This window comes from Sporosarcina ureae (assembly GCF_002101375.1).
GTDB lineage: Bacteria > Bacillota > Bacilli > Bacillales_A > Planococcaceae > Sporosarcina > Sporosarcina ureae_B.
The window spans coordinates 2286821-2310148 of sequence record NZ_CP015207.1; the positions used below are offsets into that span (position 1 = coordinate 2286821).

General features: G+C 46.3%; 22 protein-coding genes. 20 read left to right on the forward strand and 2 right to left on the reverse strand.

What is annotated here, in order from left to right; genetic code table 11:
• Positions 1–91 precede the first annotated feature (91 nt).
• The 11 genes from SporoP8_RS11370 (at position 92) to SporoP8_RS11420 (ending at position 12549) form a co-directional block, all read left to right on the forward strand.
• Positions 92–3766 carry a nitrate reductase subunit alpha gene (locus SporoP8_RS11370; protein WP_085132601.1) on the forward strand — a complete coding sequence of 1225 codons (3675 nt, stop codon included), beginning with the start codon at positions 92–94 and terminating at the stop codon, positions 3764–3766.
• Positions 3756–5372, forward strand: coding sequence for a nitrate reductase subunit beta (narH, locus tag SporoP8_RS11375; protein WP_085132602.1), 1617 nt, complete (start codon positions 3756–3758; stop codon positions 5370–5372). The genes SporoP8_RS11370 and narH overlap by 11 nt, the downstream gene beginning before the upstream one ends.
• On the forward strand, positions 5365–5934 hold the full coding sequence (gene narJ, locus SporoP8_RS11380) for a nitrate reductase molybdenum cofactor assembly chaperone (protein ID WP_085132603.1): 570 nt from the start codon (positions 5365–5367) through the stop codon (positions 5932–5934). The genes narH and narJ overlap by 8 nt, the downstream gene beginning before the upstream one ends.
• Positions 5927–6622 carry a respiratory nitrate reductase subunit gamma gene (narI, locus tag SporoP8_RS11385; protein WP_085132604.1) on the forward strand — a complete coding sequence of 232 codons (696 nt, stop codon included), beginning with the start codon at positions 5927–5929 and terminating at the stop codon, positions 6620–6622. The genes narJ and narI overlap by 8 nt, the downstream gene beginning before the upstream one ends.
• A 30-nt stretch (positions 6623–6652) precedes the next feature.
• A complete protein-coding gene (locus SporoP8_RS11390; RefSeq protein ID WP_085132605.1) occupies positions 6653–7132 on the forward strand; it encodes a GAF domain-containing protein in 480 nt (159 codons plus the stop codon).
• A complete protein-coding gene (locus SporoP8_RS11395; RefSeq protein ID WP_085132606.1) occupies positions 7113–8195 on the forward strand; it encodes a sensor histidine kinase in 1083 nt (360 codons plus the stop codon). The genes SporoP8_RS11390 and SporoP8_RS11395 overlap by 20 nt, the downstream gene beginning before the upstream one ends.
• Positions 8176–8826: a response regulator gene (locus tag SporoP8_RS11400; RefSeq protein ID WP_085132607.1), complete on the forward strand. Its 651-nt coding sequence runs from the start codon at positions 8176–8178 to the stop codon at positions 8824–8826. Before SporoP8_RS11395 ends, SporoP8_RS11400 begins: the two co-directional genes overlap by 20 nt.
• 14 nt (positions 8827–8840) lie before the next feature.
• A complete protein-coding gene (locus tag SporoP8_RS11405; RefSeq protein WP_232319146.1) occupies positions 8841–9374 on the forward strand; it encodes a hemerythrin domain-containing protein in 534 nt (177 codons plus the stop codon).
• Positions 9375–9444: 70 nt separating this feature from the next.
• Positions 9445–10956 carry an MFS transporter gene (locus SporoP8_RS11410; protein ID WP_085132608.1) on the forward strand — a complete coding sequence of 504 codons (1512 nt, stop codon included), beginning with the start codon at positions 9445–9447 and terminating at the stop codon, positions 10954–10956.
• Positions 10957–10998: 42 nt separating this feature from the next.
• Positions 10999–12018, forward strand: a complete 1020-nt coding sequence (locus SporoP8_RS11415; protein ID WP_085132609.1) for a ThiF family adenylyltransferase — start codon at positions 10999–11001, stop codon at positions 12016–12018.
• Positions 12019–12030: 12 nt separating this feature from the next.
• Complete coding sequence (locus tag SporoP8_RS11420; protein WP_085132610.1) at positions 12031–12549, forward strand: MogA/MoaB family molybdenum cofactor biosynthesis protein; 519 nt, start codon at positions 12031–12033, stop codon at positions 12547–12549.
• 400 nt (positions 12550–12949) lie between these two features.
• Here SporoP8_RS11420 and moaC read toward each other — a convergent pair whose 3' ends face one another.
• Positions 12950–13441 (reverse strand): cyclic pyranopterin monophosphate synthase MoaC, encoded by a 492-nt coding sequence (gene moaC / locus SporoP8_RS11425; protein ID WP_085132611.1) that lies wholly within the window; start codon positions 13439–13441, stop codon positions 12950–12952.
• A 66-nt stretch (positions 13442–13507) separates the two neighbouring features.
• Here moaC and glp point away from each other — a divergent pair, with 66 nt between their 5' ends.
• From glp to SporoP8_RS11460, 7 genes are read left to right on the forward strand one after another with little or no spacing between them, the layout of a single operon-like run.
• Positions 13508–14764 (forward strand): molybdopterin molybdotransferase MoeA, encoded by a 1257-nt coding sequence (glp, locus tag SporoP8_RS11430; RefSeq protein ID WP_085132612.1) that lies wholly within the window; start codon positions 13508–13510, stop codon positions 14762–14764.
• A complete protein-coding gene (mobB, locus tag SporoP8_RS11435; RefSeq protein WP_198166006.1) occupies positions 14761–15231 on the forward strand; it encodes a molybdopterin-guanine dinucleotide biosynthesis protein B in 471 nt (156 codons plus the stop codon). The genes glp and mobB overlap by 4 nt, the downstream gene beginning before the upstream one ends.
• Positions 15228–15674, forward strand: coding sequence for a molybdenum cofactor biosynthesis protein MoaE (locus SporoP8_RS11440; RefSeq protein ID WP_085132614.1), 447 nt, complete (start codon positions 15228–15230; stop codon positions 15672–15674). The genes mobB and SporoP8_RS11440 overlap by 4 nt, the downstream gene beginning before the upstream one ends.
• Positions 15671–15904 carry a molybdopterin converting factor subunit 1 gene (moaD, locus tag SporoP8_RS11445; protein WP_085132615.1) on the forward strand — a complete coding sequence of 78 codons (234 nt, stop codon included), beginning with the start codon at positions 15671–15673 and terminating at the stop codon, positions 15902–15904. The genes SporoP8_RS11440 and moaD overlap by 4 nt, the downstream gene beginning before the upstream one ends.
• Positions 15901–16470: a molybdenum cofactor guanylyltransferase gene (gene mobA / locus SporoP8_RS11450; RefSeq protein ID WP_085132616.1), complete on the forward strand. Its 570-nt coding sequence runs from the start codon at positions 15901–15903 to the stop codon at positions 16468–16470. The genes moaD and mobA overlap by 4 nt, the downstream gene beginning before the upstream one ends.
• Positions 16467–17486 carry a GTP 3',8-cyclase MoaA gene (gene moaA / locus SporoP8_RS11455; protein ID WP_085132617.1) on the forward strand — a complete coding sequence of 340 codons (1020 nt, stop codon included), beginning with the start codon at positions 16467–16469 and terminating at the stop codon, positions 17484–17486. Before mobA ends, moaA begins: the two co-directional genes overlap by 4 nt.
• A gap of 13 nt (positions 17487–17499) precedes the next feature.
• Positions 17500–18465 carry a 2-hydroxyacid dehydrogenase gene (locus SporoP8_RS11460; RefSeq protein WP_085132618.1) on the forward strand — a complete coding sequence of 322 codons (966 nt, stop codon included), beginning with the start codon at positions 17500–17502 and terminating at the stop codon, positions 18463–18465.
• A gap of 137 nt (positions 18466–18602) precedes the next feature.
• Here the strand turns inward: SporoP8_RS11460 and SporoP8_RS11465 are convergent, their stop codons facing one another.
• Positions 18603–19484: a TetR/AcrR family transcriptional regulator gene (locus tag SporoP8_RS11465; protein ID WP_085132619.1), complete on the reverse strand. Its 882-nt coding sequence runs from the start codon at positions 19482–19484 to the stop codon at positions 18603–18605.
• 173 nt (positions 19485–19657) lie between these two features.
• Here SporoP8_RS11465 and SporoP8_RS11470 point away from each other — a divergent pair, with 173 nt between their 5' ends.
• Together SporoP8_RS11470 and SporoP8_RS11475 are read left to right on the forward strand one after the other, a co-directional pair.
• The gene (locus tag SporoP8_RS11470; protein ID WP_085132620.1) at positions 19658–21148 is read left to right on the forward strand and encodes a DHA2 family efflux MFS transporter permease subunit; all 1491 of its coding nucleotides are present in this window, start codon (positions 19658–19660) and stop codon (positions 21146–21148) included.
• Between the two features lie 83 nt (positions 21149–21231).
• On the forward strand, positions 21232–23085 hold the full coding sequence (locus SporoP8_RS11475; RefSeq protein WP_085132621.1) for a tetratricopeptide repeat protein: 1854 nt from the start codon (positions 21232–21234) through the stop codon (positions 23083–23085).
• Positions 23086–23328: the final 243 nt, after the last annotated feature.

The following is a 23328-nucleotide window of genomic DNA, read 5'->3' on the forward strand; positions in this document are numbered from 1 at the left end:
GAATTCAGACTACTTAGTCTATTCGGGGGTAAGAGAATAAGTAGATCTGATTCATTTACTGCTACATTCTGAAAAGGAGTGGAAATGTTCGATGAAAAAGAGATTCGGATTGAATTATTTTAAACCTGTCGAGAGTTATTCTGGAAGTTGGTCAGTACTAGAAGAGAAAAGTCGTGATTGGGAAAACATGTACCGTCAACGCTGGTCCCATGACAAAGTTGTCCGTACGACGCATGGCGTAAACTGTACGGGTTCGTGCAGTTGGAAAGTCTTCGTCAAGAATGGCATCATCACATGGGAAAATCAGCAAATCGACTATCCATCCTGTGGCCCTGATCTGCCTGAATTTGAACCGCGTGGTTGTCCACGGGGCGCCTCGTTTTCTTGGTATGAATACAGTCCATTGCGCGTGAAGTATCCTTATATACGCGGAAAACTGTGGCGCATGTGGAACGAAGCGTTGGCAGAAACGAAAGATCCTGTTAAAGCATGGACAGCAATCGTTGAAGATCCCGAGAAATCCAATGAATACAAAAGAGCCCGCGGCAAAGGTGGTCACGTCCGGATTCATTGGCGAGATGCGACGATGCTCATTGCGGCACAACTCATCTATACGGTACAAAAATACGGTCCGGATCGTGTGGCAGGATTCACACCGATCCCTGCGATGTCAATGGTCAGTTATGCATCGGGCGCGCGTTTCATTTCATTGCTTGGTGGCGAAATGCTCAGTTTCTACGACTGGTACGCAGATCTTCCACCATCCTCTCCGCAAATTTGGGGTGAGCAGACGGACGTTCCTGAATCGAGTGACTGGTTCAACGCAGGCTATATCATCATGTGGGGCTCGAATGTACCGCTTACCCGGACGCCGGATGCGCACTTCATGACGGAAGTCCGCTATAAAGGAACCAAAGTCGTTTCCGTCGCGCCGGACTATGCGGAAAGTGTTACGCATGCGGATGACTGGATCGCAGCGAACCCAGGGACGGACGCGGCAGTTGCGCAAGCGATGACACACGTCATTTTGGATGAATTCTATCAAAAACGTAAAGAACCAACATTTATAAACTATGCCAAACAATACACCGATATGCCGTTCTTGATTTTACTTGATCCGCATGAAGATTCGTATAAAGCAGGGCGTTTCTTGCGGGCAAGTGATCTTGGACAGGAGACGGCGCACGCTGATTGGAAACCGGTTTTATTTGATGAAGCGACAGATGAAATCATTGTTCCAAACGGCACGATGGGACAACGCTGGGAAGAAGGCGTCAAGTGGAATTTACAATTGGAACATGCAGATGGCACACGCATTGAGCCCGCATTATCTATCGAAAAACAAGCACAGCAATGGCAAGAAATGCATTTCCCATACTTCGATAACCGAGGAAATGGCACATTCAAGCGTCCCATTCCCGTGATGAAAGTACAGTTTGCGAACGGCACTGAGCGTTTGGTTACGACAACGTACGATATTATGTTGAGTCAGTATGGCGTAAATCGAATCGGCAGTGAGCTAGAAGCGACAGGTTATGACGATGTGACTTCTATCTATACACCCGCTTGGCAAGAAGCGATTACGAACGTTAAACCAGAACTTGTTACACAAATCGCCATGGAGTTTGCACAAAATGCTATCGACACAGGTGGACGTTCGATGATTATTATGGGAGCGGGCATCAATCACTGGTTCAACAGTGACACGATCTATCGTGCGATTCTCAACCTCGTCACGTTGACCGCTTCACAAGGAGTGAACGGTGGGGGTTGGGCGCATTACGTAGGACAAGAGAAATGTCGTCCAATCGAAGGCTGGAGCACGATTGCCTTCGCAAAAGATTGGCAAGGCCCACCACGTCTGCAAAATGCCACATCATTTTTCTATTTTGCGACCGATCAATGGAAATACGAAGAAGCGGGTACGGATACACTTCAGTCGCCACTTGGCGGAGAAGCGAGATACCAGCATCCGGCAGACTATAACGTACTTGCGGCGCGTCTCGGCTGGTTGCCATCGTATCCTCAGTTCAATAAAAATAGTTTATTGCTCGTGGAAGAAGCGGCGAAGCTAGGTAAGACGGATGCGAAAGAAGTCGTTGCGCATGTCGTCGATCAACTGAAGTCTGGTGAACTACAATTCGCAGCAGAAGATCCAGATGCACCGGAAAACTTCCCGCGTTCATTATTCGTCTGGCGTTCGAATTTGATCTCAAGTTCTGCAAAAGGGCAGGAATACTTCATGAGACACTTACTCGGTGCATCAGACGGCTTGCTTGCTACGCCGAATGAGGATATGAAACCGAAAGAAATGGTGTGGCGCGACGATGTGGAAGGAAAGCTCGATCTATTAGTAGCACTCGATTTCCGCATGACCGCGACACCGCTATATGCAGATATTGTTCTACCAGCCGCCACTTGGTATGAGAAAGTGGATCTGTCTTCAACGGACATGCATCCATTCGTCCATCCATTCAATCCGGCAGTTAATCCATTATGGGAATCTAAATCGGACTGGGATATTTATCGTGAAATCGCGAAAACGTTCTCTACACTTGCGCAAACGCATTTGCCAGGCGTCTATAAAGATGTAGTCACGTCTCCGTTAGCACATGACTCGGTTCAGGAAATTGCTCAGCCGATGGGCGAAGTACATGACTGGAGTAAAGGGGAAATTGAAGCCATTCCGGGCAAAACGATGCCGGGGATGACGATTGTCGAGCGTGATTTTACGAAGATTTACGATAAATATATTACGCTCGGCCCGTTATTATCGACGGGGAAAACGGGCGCACACGGTGTCAGTTTCTCGGTAGCGGATGAATATGAACTGATGAAAGGCATCAACGGTATATATGAAGACGATACCGTGAAAGACGGCTTGCCTAAATTGTACACAGCGAAACACGCAGCAGAAGCAATGTTGACACTATCTTCTGCAACGAACGGCCGCGTATCGCAAAAAGCATTTGAAGCTGCGGAGCATGATACGGGCATGGAACTGAAAGATATTTCAGCAGACCGCGCAGCAGAGCGATTCACATTCGCAGGAATTACCGCGCAACCACGTGAAGTCATTCCAACACCGGTCTTCAGTGGGTCGAATAAATTAGGTCGACGCTACTCGCCATTTACGACGAATATTGAACGTCTCGTGCCATTCCGAACATTGACCGGTAGACAACATTTCTACATCGATCACGAATTATTCCTTGGATTCGGCGAAGCATTGCCAGTCTATAAACCGACGCTTCCACCATTCGTCTTTGCGGACCGTGATGCAGAAATTAAAGGCGGACAAGATGCACTCGTTCTTCGTTACTTAACACCGCATGGTAAGTGGAATATCCACTCGACATACCAAGACAACCAGCACATGTTGACGTTGTTCCGTGGCGGTCCGACGGTGTGGTTATCGAATCTCGATGCAGAAGAGCACGGGATCGACGACAATGCTTGGCTCGAAGTATATAACCGAAACGGTGTCGTCAATGCACGGGCCGTTGTCAGTCACAGAATGCCTAAAGGTACGATGTTTATGTACCACGCACAGGATAAGCATATTCAAATGCCAGGTTCGGAAATCACCGAGCAACGCGGAGGAAGCCATAATGCACCGACGCGCATTCACATGAAGCCGACTCAAATGGTAGGCGGCTATGCACAGCTCAGTTATGGATTCAACTACTACGGACCGATCGGTAACCAACGTGATGTCTACGTCGCTGTCCGTAAGATGAAGGAGGTCAACTGGCTTGAAAATTAAAGCGCAAGTTGCAATGGTCATGAACTTAGACAAGTGTATTGGGTGTCATACATGTAGTGTGACGTGTAAAACGACATGGACGAACCGCGAAGGCGCCGAGTATATGTGGTTCAATAACGTAGAAACGAAACCGGGCATCGGCTACCCAAAACGCTGGGAAGATCAGGAGCTTTATAAGGGTGGCTGGCAGTTGCGAAAAGGCAAGCTAGAATTGAAATCGGGTTCCAAGCTGTCGAAAATCGCACTCGGTAAAATCTTCTATAACCCGGATATGCCTGAAATGAAAGATTATTATGAGCCATGGACGTACGACTATGAAAAACTGACGTCCGCACCGGATCGAAAACATACGCCGGTTGCACGTGCAAAGTCCGTCATTACAGGCGAATACATGGATCCCGAGTGGGGCCCGAACTGGGAAGATCAGTTAGCTGGCGCACATATTACAGGACCCACTGACCCGAATATCGAAAAAATCGAAGAAGAAATCAAGTTCAACTTTGAACAAGCGTTCATGATGTACTTGCCACGACTATGTGAACACTGCTTGAACCCGAGCTGTGTAGCTTCTTGTCCGTCAGGTGCAATGTACAAGCGTGACGAAGATGGGATCGTCCTCGTCGACCAAGAAGCGTGTCGCGGATGGCGGTACTGTATGACGGGTTGTCCGTACAAGAAAGTATACTTCAACTGGAAAACGAATAAAGCGGAGAAATGTACGTTCTGTTTCCCACGCGTGGAATCTGGTTTGCCAACAGTTTGTTCTGAGACATGTACAGGCCGAATCCGCTATCTAGGTGTCTTGCTTTATGACGCAGACCGCGTACAGGAAGCCGCATCTACACCGGATCCGAAAGACTTGTACCAAGCACAATGTGATTTGTTCCTAGACCCACATGATCCGGAAATCATCCAGCAAGCAATTAAAGACGGCATCTCCGAAGACTGGATCGAAGCAGCACAAAACTCACCGGTTTATAAGTTAGCGATCGAGTACAAGTTGGCTTTCCCGTTGCATCCGGAATACCGGACATTGCCCATGGTATGGTACGTTCCGCCGCTTAGCCCGATCATGAACTACTTTGAAGGTAAAGATTCCATCAAAAATCCGGACATGATTTTCCCGGCAATCGAAGAAATGCGAATTCCGCTTCAGTATTTGGCCAATATGCTGACGGCTGGAGATGTGGATATCGTCAAAGGAGGCTTACAGCGTATGGCTATGATGCGTTCCTATATGCGTGCGGTATCTTCAGGCAAGGACTTTGACGAAACCAAACTGGAGCGTGTCGGCTTGACTGCGAAACAGACAAAGCAAATGTATCGCTTGCTTGCCATTGCCAAATACGAAGATCGTTTCGTGATTCCAACATCGCATAAAGAAAGTCAAATGAACGTCTACCGCTCACAAGGTTCAGCAGGTTACGACGGTATGGGAACTTACGGTGAACAAGCACCGGCTCAAAATCCGTATTCCTCATTTTCTGTAATGGGCTCGGATGGAGGTTGTGATGGTTGCGGACCTGTAACACCGGGAGCGGCTCCAGTGAAAACGGGCAAGGAAATCTATGAAGAAAACTTCTACGGGGGGATCTGGCGTGATTAATCTCGATCTCTTATATGACAAGAAGCATATCTTCGGCTTTTTCTCCCATCAACTGAACTATCCGGAAAAGCTGACGTTCCATCCAGACATGTGGAATGAGTACGTAACGGAAAACGCTGCGGGTTATGACGACCTGCAGCTGTACTGGGAAACGATGCAAACGTACAGTTTGGATGAAATACAGGAGTTGTACACGTACACATTCGATTTCCAAAAAGACGCCACGCTGTTTATGACGTACGTAAAATTTGCAGACTCGAAAGAACGTGGTCAGACGTTGGCGCAGTTAAAAGTGTTATACGAAATGTTCGGGCTCGAAATGCCCGATGAAGAACTATCCGACTTACTTCCGTTAATGTGTGAATTTATTTATGCCGCTGAATGGAAGGGAGATCCGCGAGCGCAACAGAGCTTTTCCATGTTGCTCGCAGTCATCGAGGACGGTTCCTACTTTTTAATGAAAGCACTTGAAAAGTATGAAAGTCCATGGCTTCATTTAATCCGTGCGCTGCGTGAAACATGTAAATCATGTATTCAACGGGAGGTTTCCGCTAATGACTAGTCAATTTCTATGGGTCATTTTTCCTTACATCTGTATCGCAGTATTTATTGTAGGACATATTTTTCGTTATAAGAATGACCAATTCGGCTGGACCGCGAAGTCGAGTGAGTTTATTGAAAAGAAGCAATTAATGATCGGTAGCTTGCTGTTCCACATCGGAATCTTCCCCGTCATTTTAGGCCATGTGGCGGGACTTGGAATTCCGAAAGAGTGGACGCGGGCAATGGGTGTCAGCGACCATATGTACCATATCGGTGCCGTGTGGGGTGGCGGATTCTTTGGTGTGATGACATTAGCAGGAATGATTATTCTGACATCACGTCGTTTCACAAAGAGTAATGTTCGCAAGTTGTCCTCGAAATCAGATTTAATCGTCAATACCTTGTTGTTGTTTATCGTTTTCATCGGTGTTTACAGCTCATTAATTACAAACACAACGACGCCAGGATTCGATTACCGTGATACGATTTCGGTTTGGTTCAGATCATTGCTCATATTCCAGCCGGAAGCTGCATATATGGCATCTGTTCCCATTGCGTTCAAGCTGCATGTTTTAACTGGATTTCTAATTTTCGCCATGTGGCCATTCACACGACTCGTCCACGTCTGGAGTGTGCCATTGAATTATGTAGGGAGAAGTTATATTCTATATAGAAAACATCAGCCGACCAAACAATCACCCCGGTAAGCGAATGATGAATAATAGGAGATAAAGTCTATGACGGGACAGATAAATAGTGATTTCCAACTGGCGATCGACGAATTGAAAGAAACGCTTCATGCGGATTTCATCGGCTTGGCATTAGTGGATTTGAAGAAATTTCATTACGAATTAAAGTGGCGATATGTAACGGGGAATATCAGTTTACGCTATCGTAGAATTGTCCTTCAATCAGGCAAAGGCGTGGCGGGAACCGTCTTCAAGACAGGAAAGCCGATGAAGATCGAAAACGTTGCCTCAAGTGTTATGGATGAAGATCTCTACAACTATCCGATTGTCGTATTCGAAAAGCTGAAAAGTTTTGGCGCGATTCCTCTATTCCGTGATGACCATGTGCAAGGTGTGCTTTTGATTGGCTATCGTGAAGTGGACCGGTTAACGGCTGACAAGTTTGAGCAATTCAAGCATGCGGTAGGGCCTCAATTCGGACCGTTTCACATGAAGGAGCGATTGAAAGATGACTTTATTGAACAATGACCAGCTAACGACTATGCTGCATAAACTATACGATCGGACAACAGAAGCGATGTTCTTTTTCGGCGCGAATGGCGAAGTGCTCTCAATGAATGAAGCGGCGAAACAAATAATGGAACCTTCTCTTTATGAAAAGATGTTGCAGGGCGAGGCGGATGCCATTTGTCTGACATGCCGTGGCTTTACGAGTGAAGATGAACAGATGACGTGTGTTTCGTGTTTTATGGAGAAGCCACAACAAACCGTATCTTCATTCCAATTATATTTGGAGACAAAAGATCTGGGCTTGCAACCATACAGCGCAACCTATCAAGTATTAGATGAAGAGCAACACGTATCCATGTTGATGTTGCGTAATTTAACGAGACAAACTCAGACGTCCGAAGTGCTCCATCAAAAATTGCGCATGCAACAAGTGATTTTGGCGCAAGAAAATGAACGCAAACGAATTTCACGTGAGCTGCATGACAGTGTAGCGCAGGAAATGCTCAGTTCGCTCGTCGATTTACGCGTCTTGAAATATATGGGCATGAACGACAAGGCACTTGAGAAGTTGCGTCAAACAGAAGGTTCACTGATGCGCTTACTCGATGAGATCCGTCATCTATCTGTCGAATTGCGACCGGCTGTACTCGATGATTTTGGATTAGAAGCCGCTTTCCGAACACACATCAAGAATCTCGAGAAGAATTATGGATTGTATGTACATTATGAATCCGATTTGAAAGAACAACGTTATGAAGGTGCGATTGAAACGGTTGCGTATCGTATCGGCCAGGAAGCGATTCTCAACTCCATGAAATATGCCCAAGTAGAAGACGTCTTTTTAACGTTGAATGAAGTGGATGGACAGCTGCAAATAAAAGTATCTGATGAAGGTGTCGGCTTTGACGTCAATGACTTTACACCGCAAGGCACGGGACTCGGTCTATATGGGATGAAAGAACGGGTGGAACTGGTAGGTGGTAGTTTGACGATCATTTCTAGTCGACAAACAGGTACGACAGTCCAAGCGAATATTCCACTGAAGAAGGAGAGAGCAACGAGTGAAAATCATAATAGCTGATGATCATGCAGTCGTCCGCACAGGATTTATGCATATATTGAATTTCCAAGATGATATGGAAGTCGTAGCAACAGCGGCAGATGGGTTGGAAGCATATGAACTAGTTGCGAAGCACAGACCGGATATTATTTTACTGGATCTCAGCATGCCTCCTGGCCAAAGTGGCTTAATTGCGACAGGCAAAATTCACGAAGATTTCAAAGAAACGAAGATCGTCATTTTAACGATGTACGATGACGAGGAGTATATGTTCCACGTACTGAAAAACGGTGCATCAGGCTATATTTTGAAAAATGCGCCCGACGAAGAGTTACTACATGCCATTCGTCAAGTGTACGATGGCGGAACGTATGTCCATCCGTCCATGGCGACTTCGCTCGTCAGGGAGTTTGTCAAGAAAGGGTCGAAAGAGACAGACGAAGATGATCCGTTCAAGATTTTATCTAAACGGGAAATCGAAATTCTACCGCTTGTTGCAAAAGGTTATGGCAATAAGGAAATAGCAGAAATGCTGTATATTTCCGTCAAGACTGTAGAAGCGCATAAAGCGAAAATGATGGACAAGCTGCAATTGAAGAGCCGCCCGGAACTCGTCGAATATGCGCTGCGCAAGAAGTTTTTAAGTTTCTAATCGGGAGGTGAAAGATGATGAGCAATACAGGATTTATGCATACGCTACCTGCATTACGTGTGCTTGAAAATGAACATCGTTTCTTACTGACTTTGATGGAGCAGTGGCATGCGATTGTATTGGATTTTGAGAATGATAGATTCACACGTGATGAAGGTCTCGAAGCACTCAAGAAAATGCGCAGGCTTCTCGTCGAATTCATCGATCCGCTGAAAAACCATACAGAAAAAGAAGAAGCATACCTGTTTCCGATGCTAGCAAAATATGTGGGCAATGATCAAGGACCGGTTCAAGCCGTGCAAGAAGAACACGATGAGATCGATGCGTTTATCGGACATTTCCTTCATCACACAAGAGGAGATCTATCGAAATTTACTCTCGCTATGATGCAAGACGTCGTAAAAGACGCGGGCGAAGCGTTTGAAGTCATCATGATTCACTTTGTAAAAGAAGAAAACGTCATCTTTCCGATGGTTCAATCGGTCTTACTTGCCAAAGAGCAAGATGAATTATTTGAACAATTGTATACGTCAATTCTACCAGAGTAACACATACTATCAGTCTAAAAGAAAGAGTGTTGGATCGTTTTTCAACTAATTTCAGATGGGATGGATTCCTATGATACAAAAGATTCAGTTACCTCTGCAGACAGCAAATCTAGTCGTCGGTTTCATGGTGTGGGTTCTGATCTCTTCTTTGTTACCGTTTATTAGCGAAGATATCAGCATTCCACCAGAGCGTGTAGCTATCATCACGGCAATCCCCGTAGTACTCGGTTCGATTTTGCGGATTCCACTCGGCTACTACGCCAATGTCTATGGCGCACGCATGATGTTTTTTATCAGTTTCATTGTACTATTATTTCCTGTCTACTACATAAGTGAAACGTCAACAGTGACAGGGCTTTTGATCGGCGGTACGTTACTTGGGATAGGGGGCGCGATTTTCTCTGTTGGGGTTACGTCGCTACCAAAGTATTATCCTAAGGAAAAGCACGGACTCGTCAATGGTATTTACGGGATGGGGAACATCGGGACAGCGATCACGACGTTTTCAGCACCCGTCCTTGCGATGAAGTTTGGCTGGTCAATGACTGTCAAAATGTATTTAATTTTATTGCTTGTATTCATCGCAATGAACTTCTTCTTCGGTGACCGTAAAGAAGTAAAAGTGAAGGCGCCGATTGTGGAGCAAATTAAAGGTGTCTATAAGAATGAAAAACTTTGGTTCTTCTCATTGTTCTATTTCATCACATTCGGTTCATTCGTTGCGTTTACTGTGTTTTTGCCAAGTTTCCTCGTCAATTACTTTGAACTCGATAAGGTCGACGCGGGTCTTCGTACAGCCGGCTTCATCGTCGTTGCGACGTTATTGCGTCCTGTCGGAGGTTGGTTAGGCGATAAGTTCCAGCCGTTATTCTTGTTGATGGGCTGTTTCGCAGGTTTGACGATTTCATCCATCGTTCTGGCATTTTCACCCGATATCGGACTGTACACAGTCGGCAGTATTATGATTGCAGCAGCTGCGGGTCTCGGAAATGGTGTCATCTTTAAACTCGTACCGATGTATTTCAGTAAGCAAGCAGGTACTGTGAATGGGATTGTATCCATGATGGGTGGTCTTGGTGGATTTTTCCCTCCATTATTACTCGCGACGATTTTCTCTATGACGGGTTCCTATTCAATCGGTTTCATGGCGTTTTCACAAGTATCGTTAGTCAGTCTTGTATTGGCTTTCTGGCTTTACTATATGGATCGTACGAGCTTGTCTAAAGAAGTATTTGATTCGACTGGGCAAGGTATTCTCGTGACCAATTCGAAAGGAGCCATCGTTTCGGTCAATCCGGCGTTTACGAAGCTAACAGGTTATAGTGAAGAGGAAGTACTTGGTAAGAGCCCGAATATTTTAAGTTCGGGCAGGCATGACCGGGAATACTATCACGAAATGTGGCGCACAATTGATGAACAAGGCGTCTGGCAAGGTGAAATTTGGAATAAGAAAAAGAGTGGCGAAGAGTACTTGGAGTTCCTTTCCATCAGTTCGGTAAAAGATGGAACAGGCGACGTCGTTCGCTACGTCGGTTCATTCAGTGATATTAGTCCAGAAGTCAACGCAGGCAATCGGTCATAACCGATTGCCTCGCTTGTTGTGTAATGAAAGGAAGTAGATCCAGTGGAGAATCGCTATTCAAGGCAAACATTATTTCAGCCTATTGGCACGTCGGGACAACAGCAGCTAGCTGACGCACATGCAGTGATTATAGGCTGTGGCGCGCTCGGTTCTTCGATTTCCGAGACGCTCGTACGCGCAGGAATCGGTAAAATAACGCTTGCAGACCGAGATTATGTTGAAGCATCCAATTTGCAGAGACAACAATTATTTGTCGAAGCAGATGCAAAAAATAGTGTGCCGAAAGTCGTGGCGGCAGCGCATCGCTTACATGCTATCCGTGAAGATGTGGAAATTATGACGGTGCTCGATCATATCGACGGACCGTTGCTCGAAGAAATTGCGGTCGGTGCGGATATCTTACTCGACGCAACGGATAATTTCGAGACACGTTTGCTGATCAATGATGTCGCGTGGAAACTGAATATCCCCTGGGTCTACGGCGCGGTCGTCAGCAGTTCAGGCAGCGTATTTCCTTTCATTCCAAGCAAGACACCGTGTTTCCGCTGTTTGCTTCCGGTCATGCCAGCGGTCAATGAAACGTGTGATACAGTAGGGGTAATTGCGCCTGCTGTCCAGATTTCGGCTGCACATCAAAGTGCGGAAGCGATGAAATGGCTGACGGGAAATGAAAAGGCTATGCGCACGAAACTTCTTCATTTTGATGTGTGGAATAATACATCGGTTGAGGCAGGAATCAGTCGGATGAAGAATCCGCAATGCGGAACATGCGGCGAACATCCGACGTACCCTGCGTTGCATCAAGCCGCGGGCACGCAATACGCGGTGCTATGCGGACGTGATACGGTGCAAATCATACCCGATGCAGGACGTAAGTTGACGGTGGCGGACGGTGTGAAAGTCGCCCGACAACTAGGGGCGGATTACCGGGAGACACCGTTTTTCGTGGAGTTTCAAGCGGAAGGCTATCGCTGTATTTTATTCGGGAATGGCAGACTGTTAATTCATGGATTGAAAGATATGCGAGAAGGACGAAAAATCTATCATTCATTATTCGGCTAGGAGGAATAGCAAATGGAAGAAGCTCATTTACCACAGAAAGCTCGTGATCAATCAATTGCAGTCGCGGTGCTGACAATCAGTGACACGCGGACCCAAGCGGATGACAAGAGTGGCAAGGTGATTTGCGACAAGTTGATCGAAGCTGGACATACAGTGAAAGCGTATGAAATTTGCCAAGATGAAGCAAAGCATATTGTAGAGCGGTTATCCGCTTGGTCGTCCGATTCGTCGATTCAAGCCATGATTTTCACGGGTGGCACGGGGATTGGAGCACGGGATATTACAGTGGAAACCGTGTCACCTTATTTCACAAAACGGCTAGACGGATTTGGCGAACTGTTTCGCTTTTTGAGTTATACCGAAGATGTGGGATCAAAAGCATTGCTCAGTCGCGCAACCGCTGGCGGAATCGGATTACAGGCGGTATTTTTATTGCCGGGCTCTTCCAAGGCTGTGACGCTTGCGATGGATAAGTTGATCTTGCCGGAGTTACCGCATATTGTGCATGAACTTGGGAAACATTTGGCATAATTGATGTGGGATGGTGTGGGGATAGAGCGGATAGGGTGGGCGAATGATTGGATGCGTGGGTGGATAGAGCGGGTAGCGCGGAAGTATGATCGGATACGTGGGTTGATAGAGCGGTTAGCGTGGAAGAATGAGCGGCTACGCGTGCTCATAGAGCGGATAGCGCGGAAGAATGAGCGGCTACGCGTGTTGATAGAGCGGATAGCGCGGAAGTATGAGCGGCTACGCGGCCTGATAGAGCGGGTAGCGTGGAAGAATGAGCGGCTACGCGTGCTCATAGAGCGGATAGCGCAGAAGTATGATCGCATACGCGTGCTGATAGAGCGCTCACGCGATATCATTGAGCGCAACAACCACCACCACAACAACCACCCCACCATCCAACCAAAAAAACGCGCGATGTTTAGTCTGCGCGTTGATAATCTCCATTTTTCCCGCCCGATTTATGCTGTAGCATCGTCGGTCCGATGACCATCTCCTTGCCAGCCGCTTTACACATATCGTAAATCGTCAATGCGGCGGCAGAAGCGGCAGTCAAGGCTTCCATTTCGACACCGGTCACGCCTTTCGTTTTGACTTCGGCTTGGATTAGCACATGATAATGGGAAGATTCTTCATCAATATCCCAATCAAATCGGACATCGACACCCGTTAAAGGAAGTGGATGGCACATGGGAATGATGGTGGACGTGTTTTTCGCGGCCATGATGGCGGCGACTTGCGCGACTGCGAAGACGTCTCCTTTTTTATTTGTGCCATGAGTGATTTGTTCGTGGATGGATTTGTTGACACTAATGGACGATGTGGCAATCGCGGTACGTAGTGATGTTTCTTTGTCGGACACGTCGACCATTTTGGCACGGCCTTGTTCATTGAAGTGTGTAAGTTCGGACATGATGATCATCCTTTCGTTTCATTTCATTGTACTAGTTAGTATAACAAAAGAAAGTAGGAGATGTACGTGGTAGAAATTCGAAAACCGATACAAGTGGCAGAAGCTGTAGAACGTGTGATGAAACATGTACATAAGCTTAGTACAGAAGTTCTTCCGTTAGAAGATACATATGGTCGTGTGCTAGCAGAGCCTATCGTCGCAAAACATGACGTGCCGCCTTTTGATCGTTCGCCGTATGACGGGTTTGCAATTCGTGCGGAAGATTCGGTGGGTGCTTCAGGTGATGCAAGAAAAGCGTTTCGTGTGATTGGAGAAATTGGTGCAGGGCATGTAGCGGATCGTCCGATTGAGCCAGGTGAATCGTTTCGCATCATGACAGGTGCATTGATTCCAGAACATGCGGATGCGGTCGTGATGCTGGAGCAAACGGTGGAGAATGATAATGGATTTACGTTACGTAAGCCGTTTGAAGCGGGCGAAAACATTTCGCGTCAAGGCGAAGATGCGAAGCGAGGGGAGACATTGATCGAAGCAGGAACGATCATTCATCCAGGAACCATTGCGTTGCTAGCGACATTTGGCTATGCGCAAGTGCGTGTCGCGAAACGGCCAATTGCAGGGGTATTGTCGACTGGGACGGAATTATTGGACGTCGCTGAAGAACTCGAGCCGGGGAAGATCCGCAATTCAAATGGACCGATGATTCGTGCACAGTTGGCGCGAATGGGAATTGACTATACATCGTATGGCATGATGGAAGACGACTTGGATGCATGCACTGAAATCGTTGAGAAGGCACTGCAGGAAACAGACTTGCTTATTACAACAGGCGGCGTGTCGGTCGGAGATTACGATTATTTGCCGGTAATCTACGAACGACTCGGTGCGGAAGTATTGTTCAATAAAGTGGCGATGCGTCCAGGTAGTGTGACGACGGTGGCAGTGTTAGGGGATAAATTATTATTCGGTCTCTCAGGAAATCCTTCTGCTTGCTTCACGGGATTTGAATTATTCGCACGCCCTGCCATTTACTCGATGATGGGCTGTACAGCGCCTTATATGCCGCGTATTCAAGCGGTTCTTGGGGAAGATTTCAAGAAAGCGAATCCATTCACTCGTTTCGTTCGCGCTAGCTGGTCGATGACAACTGAAGGAATCATAGCGACGCCTGCAGGTTTCAATAAATCCAGTGCAGTGTCATCTATCGCGCGGGGGAACTGCATGATCGTCTTGCCAAGCGGAACCCGCGGCTTTGAAAAAGGTATGCTGGTGGACGTATTGTTACTAGGAACGGAACAAGGTGTGGAGCGTTGGGAACTGTGAAGACACTACATGTCGTTGGCTTCAAGAACAGTGGAAAAACGACGCTTGTTTCGCACTGGATTACCGTGCTGAAACAGCTTGGTTACGAAGTGGCGGTGCTCAAACATCATGGGCATGGGGGCGCGCCCGCACTGCCGCCAGCGCATACGGATACGGTGCAATTCTTACAATGTGGAGCAGTCTCAACTCTTGTGGCGGGCGGCGATATGATACAATTGATACAGAATAAAGAACGTTCATTTGAACAGTTAAAGACATTGGCCGCGTCTAATGAGCCGGATGTTTTATTGATAGAAGGCTATAAAAAAGAAGCCGGTGAGAAAGTGGTGCTCATCCGAAATGAAGAACAACGGCAAGAGCTGGAGTCGTTATCTGGAATCATTCAGACGGTGGAAACAGCCGAATTGTTCGATGACATTACACGACTCGATGATTGGCTGCAAGAATGGGTGGAGGCGAGAGAATGAAACGATATGAAATCATAGATACGCCGATTGATGTGCAGAAATACAGCGATCTCGTTTTGCATCCAGCAGCGGGCGCCGTGACAGTGTTCACGGGACATGTTCGTGAATGGACGCATGGCGTACGGACATTGTATCTCGCGTATGAAGCGTATGTCCCGATGGCGGAAAAGAAACTTGCTGAAATCGGTGCGGAGATGGAAGCGAAGTGGCCGGGAGTTCAAGTCGCTATGGCACATCGGATTGGTGAGCTGAAAATATCAGACATTGCTGTAGTCATCGCGGTATCGTCACCTCACAGAAAAGAAGCGTATGAGGCAAATGAATATGCTATTGAGCGCATTAAAGAAGTCGTACCGATTTGGAAGAAAGAAATCTGGGAAGACGGCGAAGAATGGATCGGTGCACAGAAGAAATATCCAGAGAAAGGGAGCGAATCACAATGATTACAGTTCATTACTTTGCAAGGCTGCGTGAGTTGACGGGTAAAGGGGAAGAGTCTTTGGATCGTGCGCCTTTGACGGTCGAAGAATTGCTGAACTGGGCAGAAGACACGTATCCGGGTTTCGGTAAAGAGACAATTCATGTAGCGGTGAATGAAGAATATGCCTTAAAGGATGATGTCATTCAGGCGGGGGATGTCTGTGCGTTTATTCCACCAGTGAGTGGCGGATGAAGACGGTCGGTGTGTTGCTAGCGGGCGGTCAATCGCGACGTTTTGGATCGCCAAAAGCTTTTGCGACGCATGAAGGTCACGCGTTCTATCGTTATTCGTTAGATGCATTGCGTCCAATTTGCGATGAAATCGTCATTGTCACGCGTCCTGAAAGCAAAGAGTTGTTTCCGGATACTGTTCGGGTGACGACAGATCTGGAGTCGTTTTCCGGAATGGGTCCTCTTGCAGGGATTTTATCTGCAATGGAGTTGTTGGAAGCAGACCGATACGTAGTATTGCCTTGTGATATGCCGTTTATTGAAGCGGGTGTCATGAAAAGATTGCTTGAATTGCATCAGGGGGATATTTCGTCTGTCACGGTAGAAGGCAAGCGACATCCACTTGTTTCGGTCTGGAATGCTAACGTCAAACCGACGATAAAACAAGCGTTACACAATGGCAATCGTCGAGTCATGCATGTGCAAGCGCAACATGAAAGTCAGTGGATTGAAGGCGCTGTATTAACCCATACACCTGAAATAACTTTTAAAAATGTCAACACGCCATGTGAACTAGAAAGGGGATGAAGAAGATGAATGCCATTGTAGATCAGCTCGGTCGTCCGATTCGGGATTTGCGGATTTCTGTTACGGATCGTTGTAATTTCCGCTGTACGTACTGTATGCCGAAAGAAGTTTTTGGCGATGACTTTTTATTTCTAGCTAAAAATGAATTGCTATCGTTTGAGGAGTTGGAGCGCTTGGCACGGATTTTTGCTCAGTTAGGTGTGAAGAAACTACGCTTGACGGGCGGTGAACCGCTGATGCGCCGAAACTTACCCGAGTTGATACGAAAGCTTCACGACATCGAAGGGATCGAAGACATCGGACTTACAACGAATGCAGTGTTGCTCGGTCAATACGCGCAAGCGCTTTACGACGCTGGATTGCGCCGTCTAAATATCAGTTTAGATGCACTCGATCCAGAATTATTCGGACAGATCAACGGCCGTGGCATTTCACCTGAACTTGTTCTCAAAAATATCCAAAAGGCACAAGACATAGGCTTCACCATCAAAGTAAATATGGTCGTACAAAAAGGTATCAATGAAAGCGAGATCCTCCCAATGGCAGCGTATTTCAAAGAACGTGGCATCACGTTACGCTATATCGAGTTCATGGATGTCGGCAATGACAACGGCTGGAGTTTTAAAAAAGTCGTCACGAAGAAAGAAATCTACGACATGCTGGCAGCTGAATTCGATATGGAGCCTGCGGAAGAAGACTATTACGGTGAAGTAGCCAAACGCTATCGCTATACAGGGACGGATGCGCAAGTGGGCTTCATTACATCTGTTTCGGAGTCGTTTTGTTCAACGTGTACACGTTCTCGTCTATCATCCGAAGGGAAACTCTACACGTGTCTCTTCGCGTCAGAAGGCTTTGACCTGCGGGAATTAATTCGTTCGGATCAAACCGACGAAGAAGTATACGAAGTGATCGCCAACGTCTGGAGAGGCCGAAAAGACCGCTATTCCGATGAACGTACGGAGCAGACCGTGAAGAACCGTAAGAAAATTAATATGAACTATATCGGTGGCTAAAGGAGTGCTGTCCATGAAACCAACAGTATATATTTGTCGAGAGATGCCGGAAGAAATGATCGCCCCAGTACGTGAATACTATGAAGTACGGATGTGGGAATCAACGAGTGAAGCGGTTCCCCGTGATGTGTTGTTAAAAGAAGTGGCTGACGCTAACGCGCTATGGACCGTCATTTCCGATCAAATCGATGAAGAAGTACTCAACGCAGCCCCTTCATTACAACTAATCGTTAATATGGCAGTGGGCTATAATCACATCGATGTTAAAGCGGCGGCGGCACGGAATATTACCGTAACGAATACACCGGATGTGCTGACAGAAACGACTGCAGATTTGGCGTTTGCTTTATTGATGGCGACGGCCCGTGATTTGATCGGTGCAGAGAATATGTTGCGCGAAGGGCGCTGGACGTCATGGGAGCCACTTGGTTTCACGGGAACGGATGTATATGGAGCTACACTGGGGATCGTCGGCATGGGCCGGATCGGTGAAGCGGTGATGAAACGTGCAAAAGGGTTCGATATGGACGTGCTATATCACAACCGTAACCGCAAGTCCGAAATGGAAGATATGTATAGCTGTCGTTATGCCGGATTGCCTGATTTACTAGCGTCGTCTGATTTCGTGCTAATTTTGGTGCCGTTCAGTGAAGAGACGAAAGGTATGATTGGCGAAAAACAGTTGTCCCAGATGAAAGAGACGGGTATTCTGATCAATGTCGCACGTGGCGGTATCGTGGATGAAGACGCACTGTTTGATGCGCTACGCACGAAAAAGATTCATGCGGCAGGGCTAGACGTGTTTGAGACTGAGCCTGTTCCGCTAGATCATCCGTTGCTGACATTGCCGAATGTGACAGTGCTTCCGCATATTGGCAGTGCTACAGTGAAGACGCGCAAGGCGATGATGAAGTTGAACGTGGACGCGTTACTTGCATTTGCGCAAGGGGAAGAGCCCAATCATCAAGTTCGTGGTTAGTTGGTATGCGCTAAGATCAACTAGTTTATTTTACTGTATAGTGTGACATGCAAAGATTTACTCACATACCTCCTCTACAATGAAAAAAGAGACTAGCCACGTCGTACTCGCTGACTTGGCTAGTCTCTTTTGTGTTGTCACTGGGATTTATTGATGAACAACCAAATCGCTGCGGACAGTTCGATTGCCTGCAACTGTAATTCGGAACCTTCAAACGCTTGACGGAACGAACGTACAACGGATTCCAGTAAATAGAATCGGGGGTGTTCAGCGGATAGCTCATCCAATAAAAACTGGCTGTATAATGTCTGTTGACTTTCTTCCTTCGGTAAATTGTCAATGAACTTTTGCAAATTCTCGATTAGCACTTCGCGTGGCATCGGATAAAACTCTGCGGCTGTTAAAATATCTTCCAGCAAGTTTTGCGACAGGAAATGTGCGTCTCGTTTGACGATATCCGGTACGAGGACTTCCATTCGTTGCATGACGAACTCCACTAGTTTCATCGTATCAATTCGCTCGGTAGTTGAACTTTTCCAGATGTTGAGCGCATGTTGGATGAATCCGAAAAGCAGCGATGCACAATCATAGGCGTAGGGTTTTACTTCTTCGCCGTAGACGTCGACCAGTCGTTTCGCAATCCATGCGAGTTCTCGGAAGTGCATCTGCTTGACGAATTGCCGTAGCTCGTCATCAGGCGAATGAACGATCGTTTCAAACAGTGGAAGTAAGTTTTGTTCCCGGTTCATCGTCAAACGAATTTCAATTTGTTCAGAGAGCAAGGCAGGGTCTGCTAGATCTTTGCCAATCGCTAGCTCATTTCTTCGTAAGTAACTTATACAATAAGCGTCTCGCAAAATCGCCATGAGACATTCATTTTTAGAAGAGAAGTAATTATAGAACGTTCCCTTTGAAATTTGCGCTGCATCCAAAATATCCTGAATAGATGTCGCGTGAAAGCCTTTGTCGATGAATAATTGTTTTGCGATAAGCAGTACGTGCTTTTTGCGGTCATTCATAGATAATCACCTGTGTGTTTTATTTTTTATACTCCGTGTATACTTTATATACTATTCTTAAAACATTGTTACATCAAGCTTTTGAGATTTTTGAAATCTATTAGTTGTAATAAATATACTGACGGTATAAAATATAAATCTGACATAACTTTCACATGCTATAGGAGGATAAAATGGTAGAATCAATAGAAATTAAAAAAATGCATGAGAAACCGCCCTATGGCATCATAGCCATATTATTCATAGGGGCGTTTGTTGCGATCTTGAACAATACTTTACTGAATATTGCATTGCCGGTCATTATGGAAGAGTTTTCTATTACTCCATCGGCTGTTCAGTGGCTGACGACAGGTTATATGCTGGTCAACGGGATTATGATTCCGGCAAGTGCGTTTTTCATTCAGAAGTTTACAAATAGAAGAATCTTCATTATCGCGATGGTGCTCTTCTCTCTAGGGACGTTTATCGCAATCATCGCACCGACATTCTCTTTACTAGTAGTTGCACGTATGATCCAAGCTACCGGTTCCGCACTGATGATGCCGCTGTTGATGAATGTAATGTTGACGGCTTTCCCAATTGAAAAACGGGGAGCGGCATTAGGTATGTTCGGTCTTGTGATGTTCACGGCACCTGCAATTGGGCCGACATTGTCTGGCTGGGTAGTCGAGCATTATTCGTGGCGGACATTGTTTGAGATTGTGCTGCCGATTTCATTGCTAACATTGGCCCTCGCCATCTTCAAACTCAAGAATATTACACCGAATCGTGATGTACGCATCAATTTCTCCTCGTTAGTATTGTCGACTATCGGTTTTGGTGGTTTGCTGTACGGTTTCAGTTCTGCGGGTGAAAAGGGTTGGAGTTCTCCGATCGTCTATGGCACAATCGCGATTGGTACGATTTCGCTCGTGCTATTCATTCTAAAACAATTACGCATGAAAGAGCCGATGCTCGATTTTCGGATTTACAAATACCCGATGTTTGCCCTTGCTTCCGTCGTATCGATGGTATTGTCTGTTGCGATGTTTTCCGGAATGATTTTGACACCGCTATATGTGCAAAACGTTCGCGGGATTTCACCGTTAGATGCTGGATTGCTGATGTTGCCGGGTGCGGTATTGATGGGTATCATGTCGCCCATCACAGGTCGTTTATTCGATAAATACGGGCCGCGTGTCCTAGTTTACACAGGACTTAGTATTTCGGTATTCTCGACGTATTTATTGAGCCAATTGCAGATGGATACAGGTTATTATTATTTGATGGGTGTCTATACGCTTCGGATGTTTGGTTTATCGATGGTCATGATGCCGGTTATGACAAACGGAATGAACTCGTTGCCGATGATCTCCAATCCACATGGTACGGCAATGAATAACACATTGCAGCAAGTATCGGGCGCGATTGGTTCGGCGTTGTTATTGACGCTTATGACAAAACGATTGGATGTATCAGCGGCTGTCCAAGCGAAGGATTTGGCCGCCTCTGGAGTCGATGTATCCACTATGAAAGCGGAGATTGAACGTATGGCGATGCTAGATGGCGTCAATCACGCATTCATCATTTCTACTATGATTACACTCGTCGCATTGATTTTATCGTTATTCATTAAACGGGTCATGCCACCGACAACTGGTGAAGTGAAAAAACAGTCTGAATAGTAAAACAAGGGGTTTCGTATGCTGCTATGCATGCGGAGCTTCTTTTTAGTATGGTATAGTAAAAAGAAAAGGTTGTGTTCGATGTGATAGGGAATAAAGAAAAATGCCCATGCGGAAGCGGGGAAATCGTGGAGAACTGCTGTGGCAAAACAGAAATGCCGGGCACAAATGCAGTCCAAGAAGAATTGAAGAAAGTATTAAACAGCTATTATGAAACGTCCTTGTCTCCTGCTGAGATTCAATCATTAGAAGGATTATTGAAAGAGTGGGCTGGACGTCTCGGTGAGTGGATGGAAGAAGAGGAACTCGTGACGAATGTCAGCGATTACTATTTCTTCGTCGTGCGGAAAGATCTTTGGAGACGCCATCTTGTAAAAGCGCTAAACCGTACACAAAATAGAGCGGTACGGGCCATTTTAAAGAGTTGGCAAAATGTTTTCATTACATTCGCAGAAGTGACGAAGGCGGATAAAGACGTCTACCATATGAAAGAGATTCTTGGTGAAGGCGAGTATTTATTGGCAAGAGAAGCGGGTGAGCCCGAAGATGTTCGCGCTGTCGTTGCAATTGTCTTGGAAGAGATGCGCAATGAAGAGCGCTGGGTCATGCCGATTTCTGCCATTGCAGTGAATGATCATATGAGTGATGAACTATTGACGCGTGTTCAGGAACTAGCTGAAACGAGCGAGGAAAAGAATAGTTTCAATTTCTTCAAGAAGCACCTTGTCGATATTTATGAAGTGGTTTGCAAGTTAGACGTTCAGACGTTATCTGACGTAGTGGAGCAGAATTTCACACCATTGCAACGTGAAGTAGTGGAAATATTAGATGCTGCACTCGAGAAGGAAGAGCTACATCCGGGCGCGTATGAAATGTTACTATCCTTGCTGGCGTATTACTTTACCGACCAGAATCCGAAGTTCCGTAAGCCGGAAGTACTCGCTGCGGCGGCGTTCCAATTGGCAGTCGATACGAGTATGATGACGAATACGTATACACAAGCAGAAGTAGGTAAACTGTTCGGGGTTTCGGTCTCTTCGTTCCGAAAGCATACTGATATTCTACTAGAGAAGATTGAAGACCTCGAAAAGATGATGGCGGAAAGGCAGACCGATGCTGTGTATCATATCGGTACCAACCCCCTTCCATCTGAGCAAATGAATTGGCAAGTGCATATGTTAACGCAAAAGCATAATTTTGATTCGTTTGAAGAAGCACAAGCGTACATTCAAGAAGCGATCCAGCAGCCGTTCGAGCCGGAAAATCAACAACAAGAAGCACAGATGCTTTGCTATATGGCGTACAATGCCGAAACGATCGAGCAGCGACATGACTTCGCAGTAGGTGCATATGGCGCTGATCCGACGAATGTCGATGCGTTGTTACTTCAGACGGAGTTGACAGATTCGAAGGACGAGCAGGAGAAGTTCTTCAAACAAGCGATATTCTCCGGTGAAAAACAATTTGACAATCGTGCGGAAGATGCGTGGAAGTTCGCACCGAATCGTCCGTATTTACGCAGCTTGATGCAGTACGGTGTGTGGTTCTATGAGCAAGACCGTTTTGTTGAAGCGAGCGACATGTTATTGCGTCTTTTATCGCTTGACCTCTTTGACCATCAAGGTGCACGATACTTGGCGATTTCTTCGTTGATCCATCAAGGAGAAATTGATCAAGCGGCACAGGTGCTGGAGGCGAGTGCAGAAGTTTCTAAAGATGATGCAGCGTATTGGTATTTGTCATGGTTGGTCGAGATGGAACGCGCGCAAGGTACGTCTTCAGAGCGCGCTTTAGAGTTATTCGCTAAGGCGGAGCAGTTAAATCCACATGTCAGTAAGTTGATGGAGATGGCAGTGGAGAAAATGAGTTATCCGAAGAGTGTTGCTCTTACGCCGGGTAGTCATGAAGAAGCGCACTATATTTGGTATTTATTGTAATGCATGCGAACCGTCATGGCGAGTTGGAATTTCCGACTTGCTGTGGCGGTTTTTTGTATGGGCAGGGATGAGTCGGAAAGCAACGTTGATCTGCGTTTTAGGCGGATACTTCCCACACCAACTCTCTACAGTACGGATTTCGTTCATGCTGGAGTATCAAAGCGCATGCACACATCCATCAAAATTCGCTGTCTTCCGCTTACATTCAATGAATGTCGTTTTCTTTAGGGGGAAATGCTCATA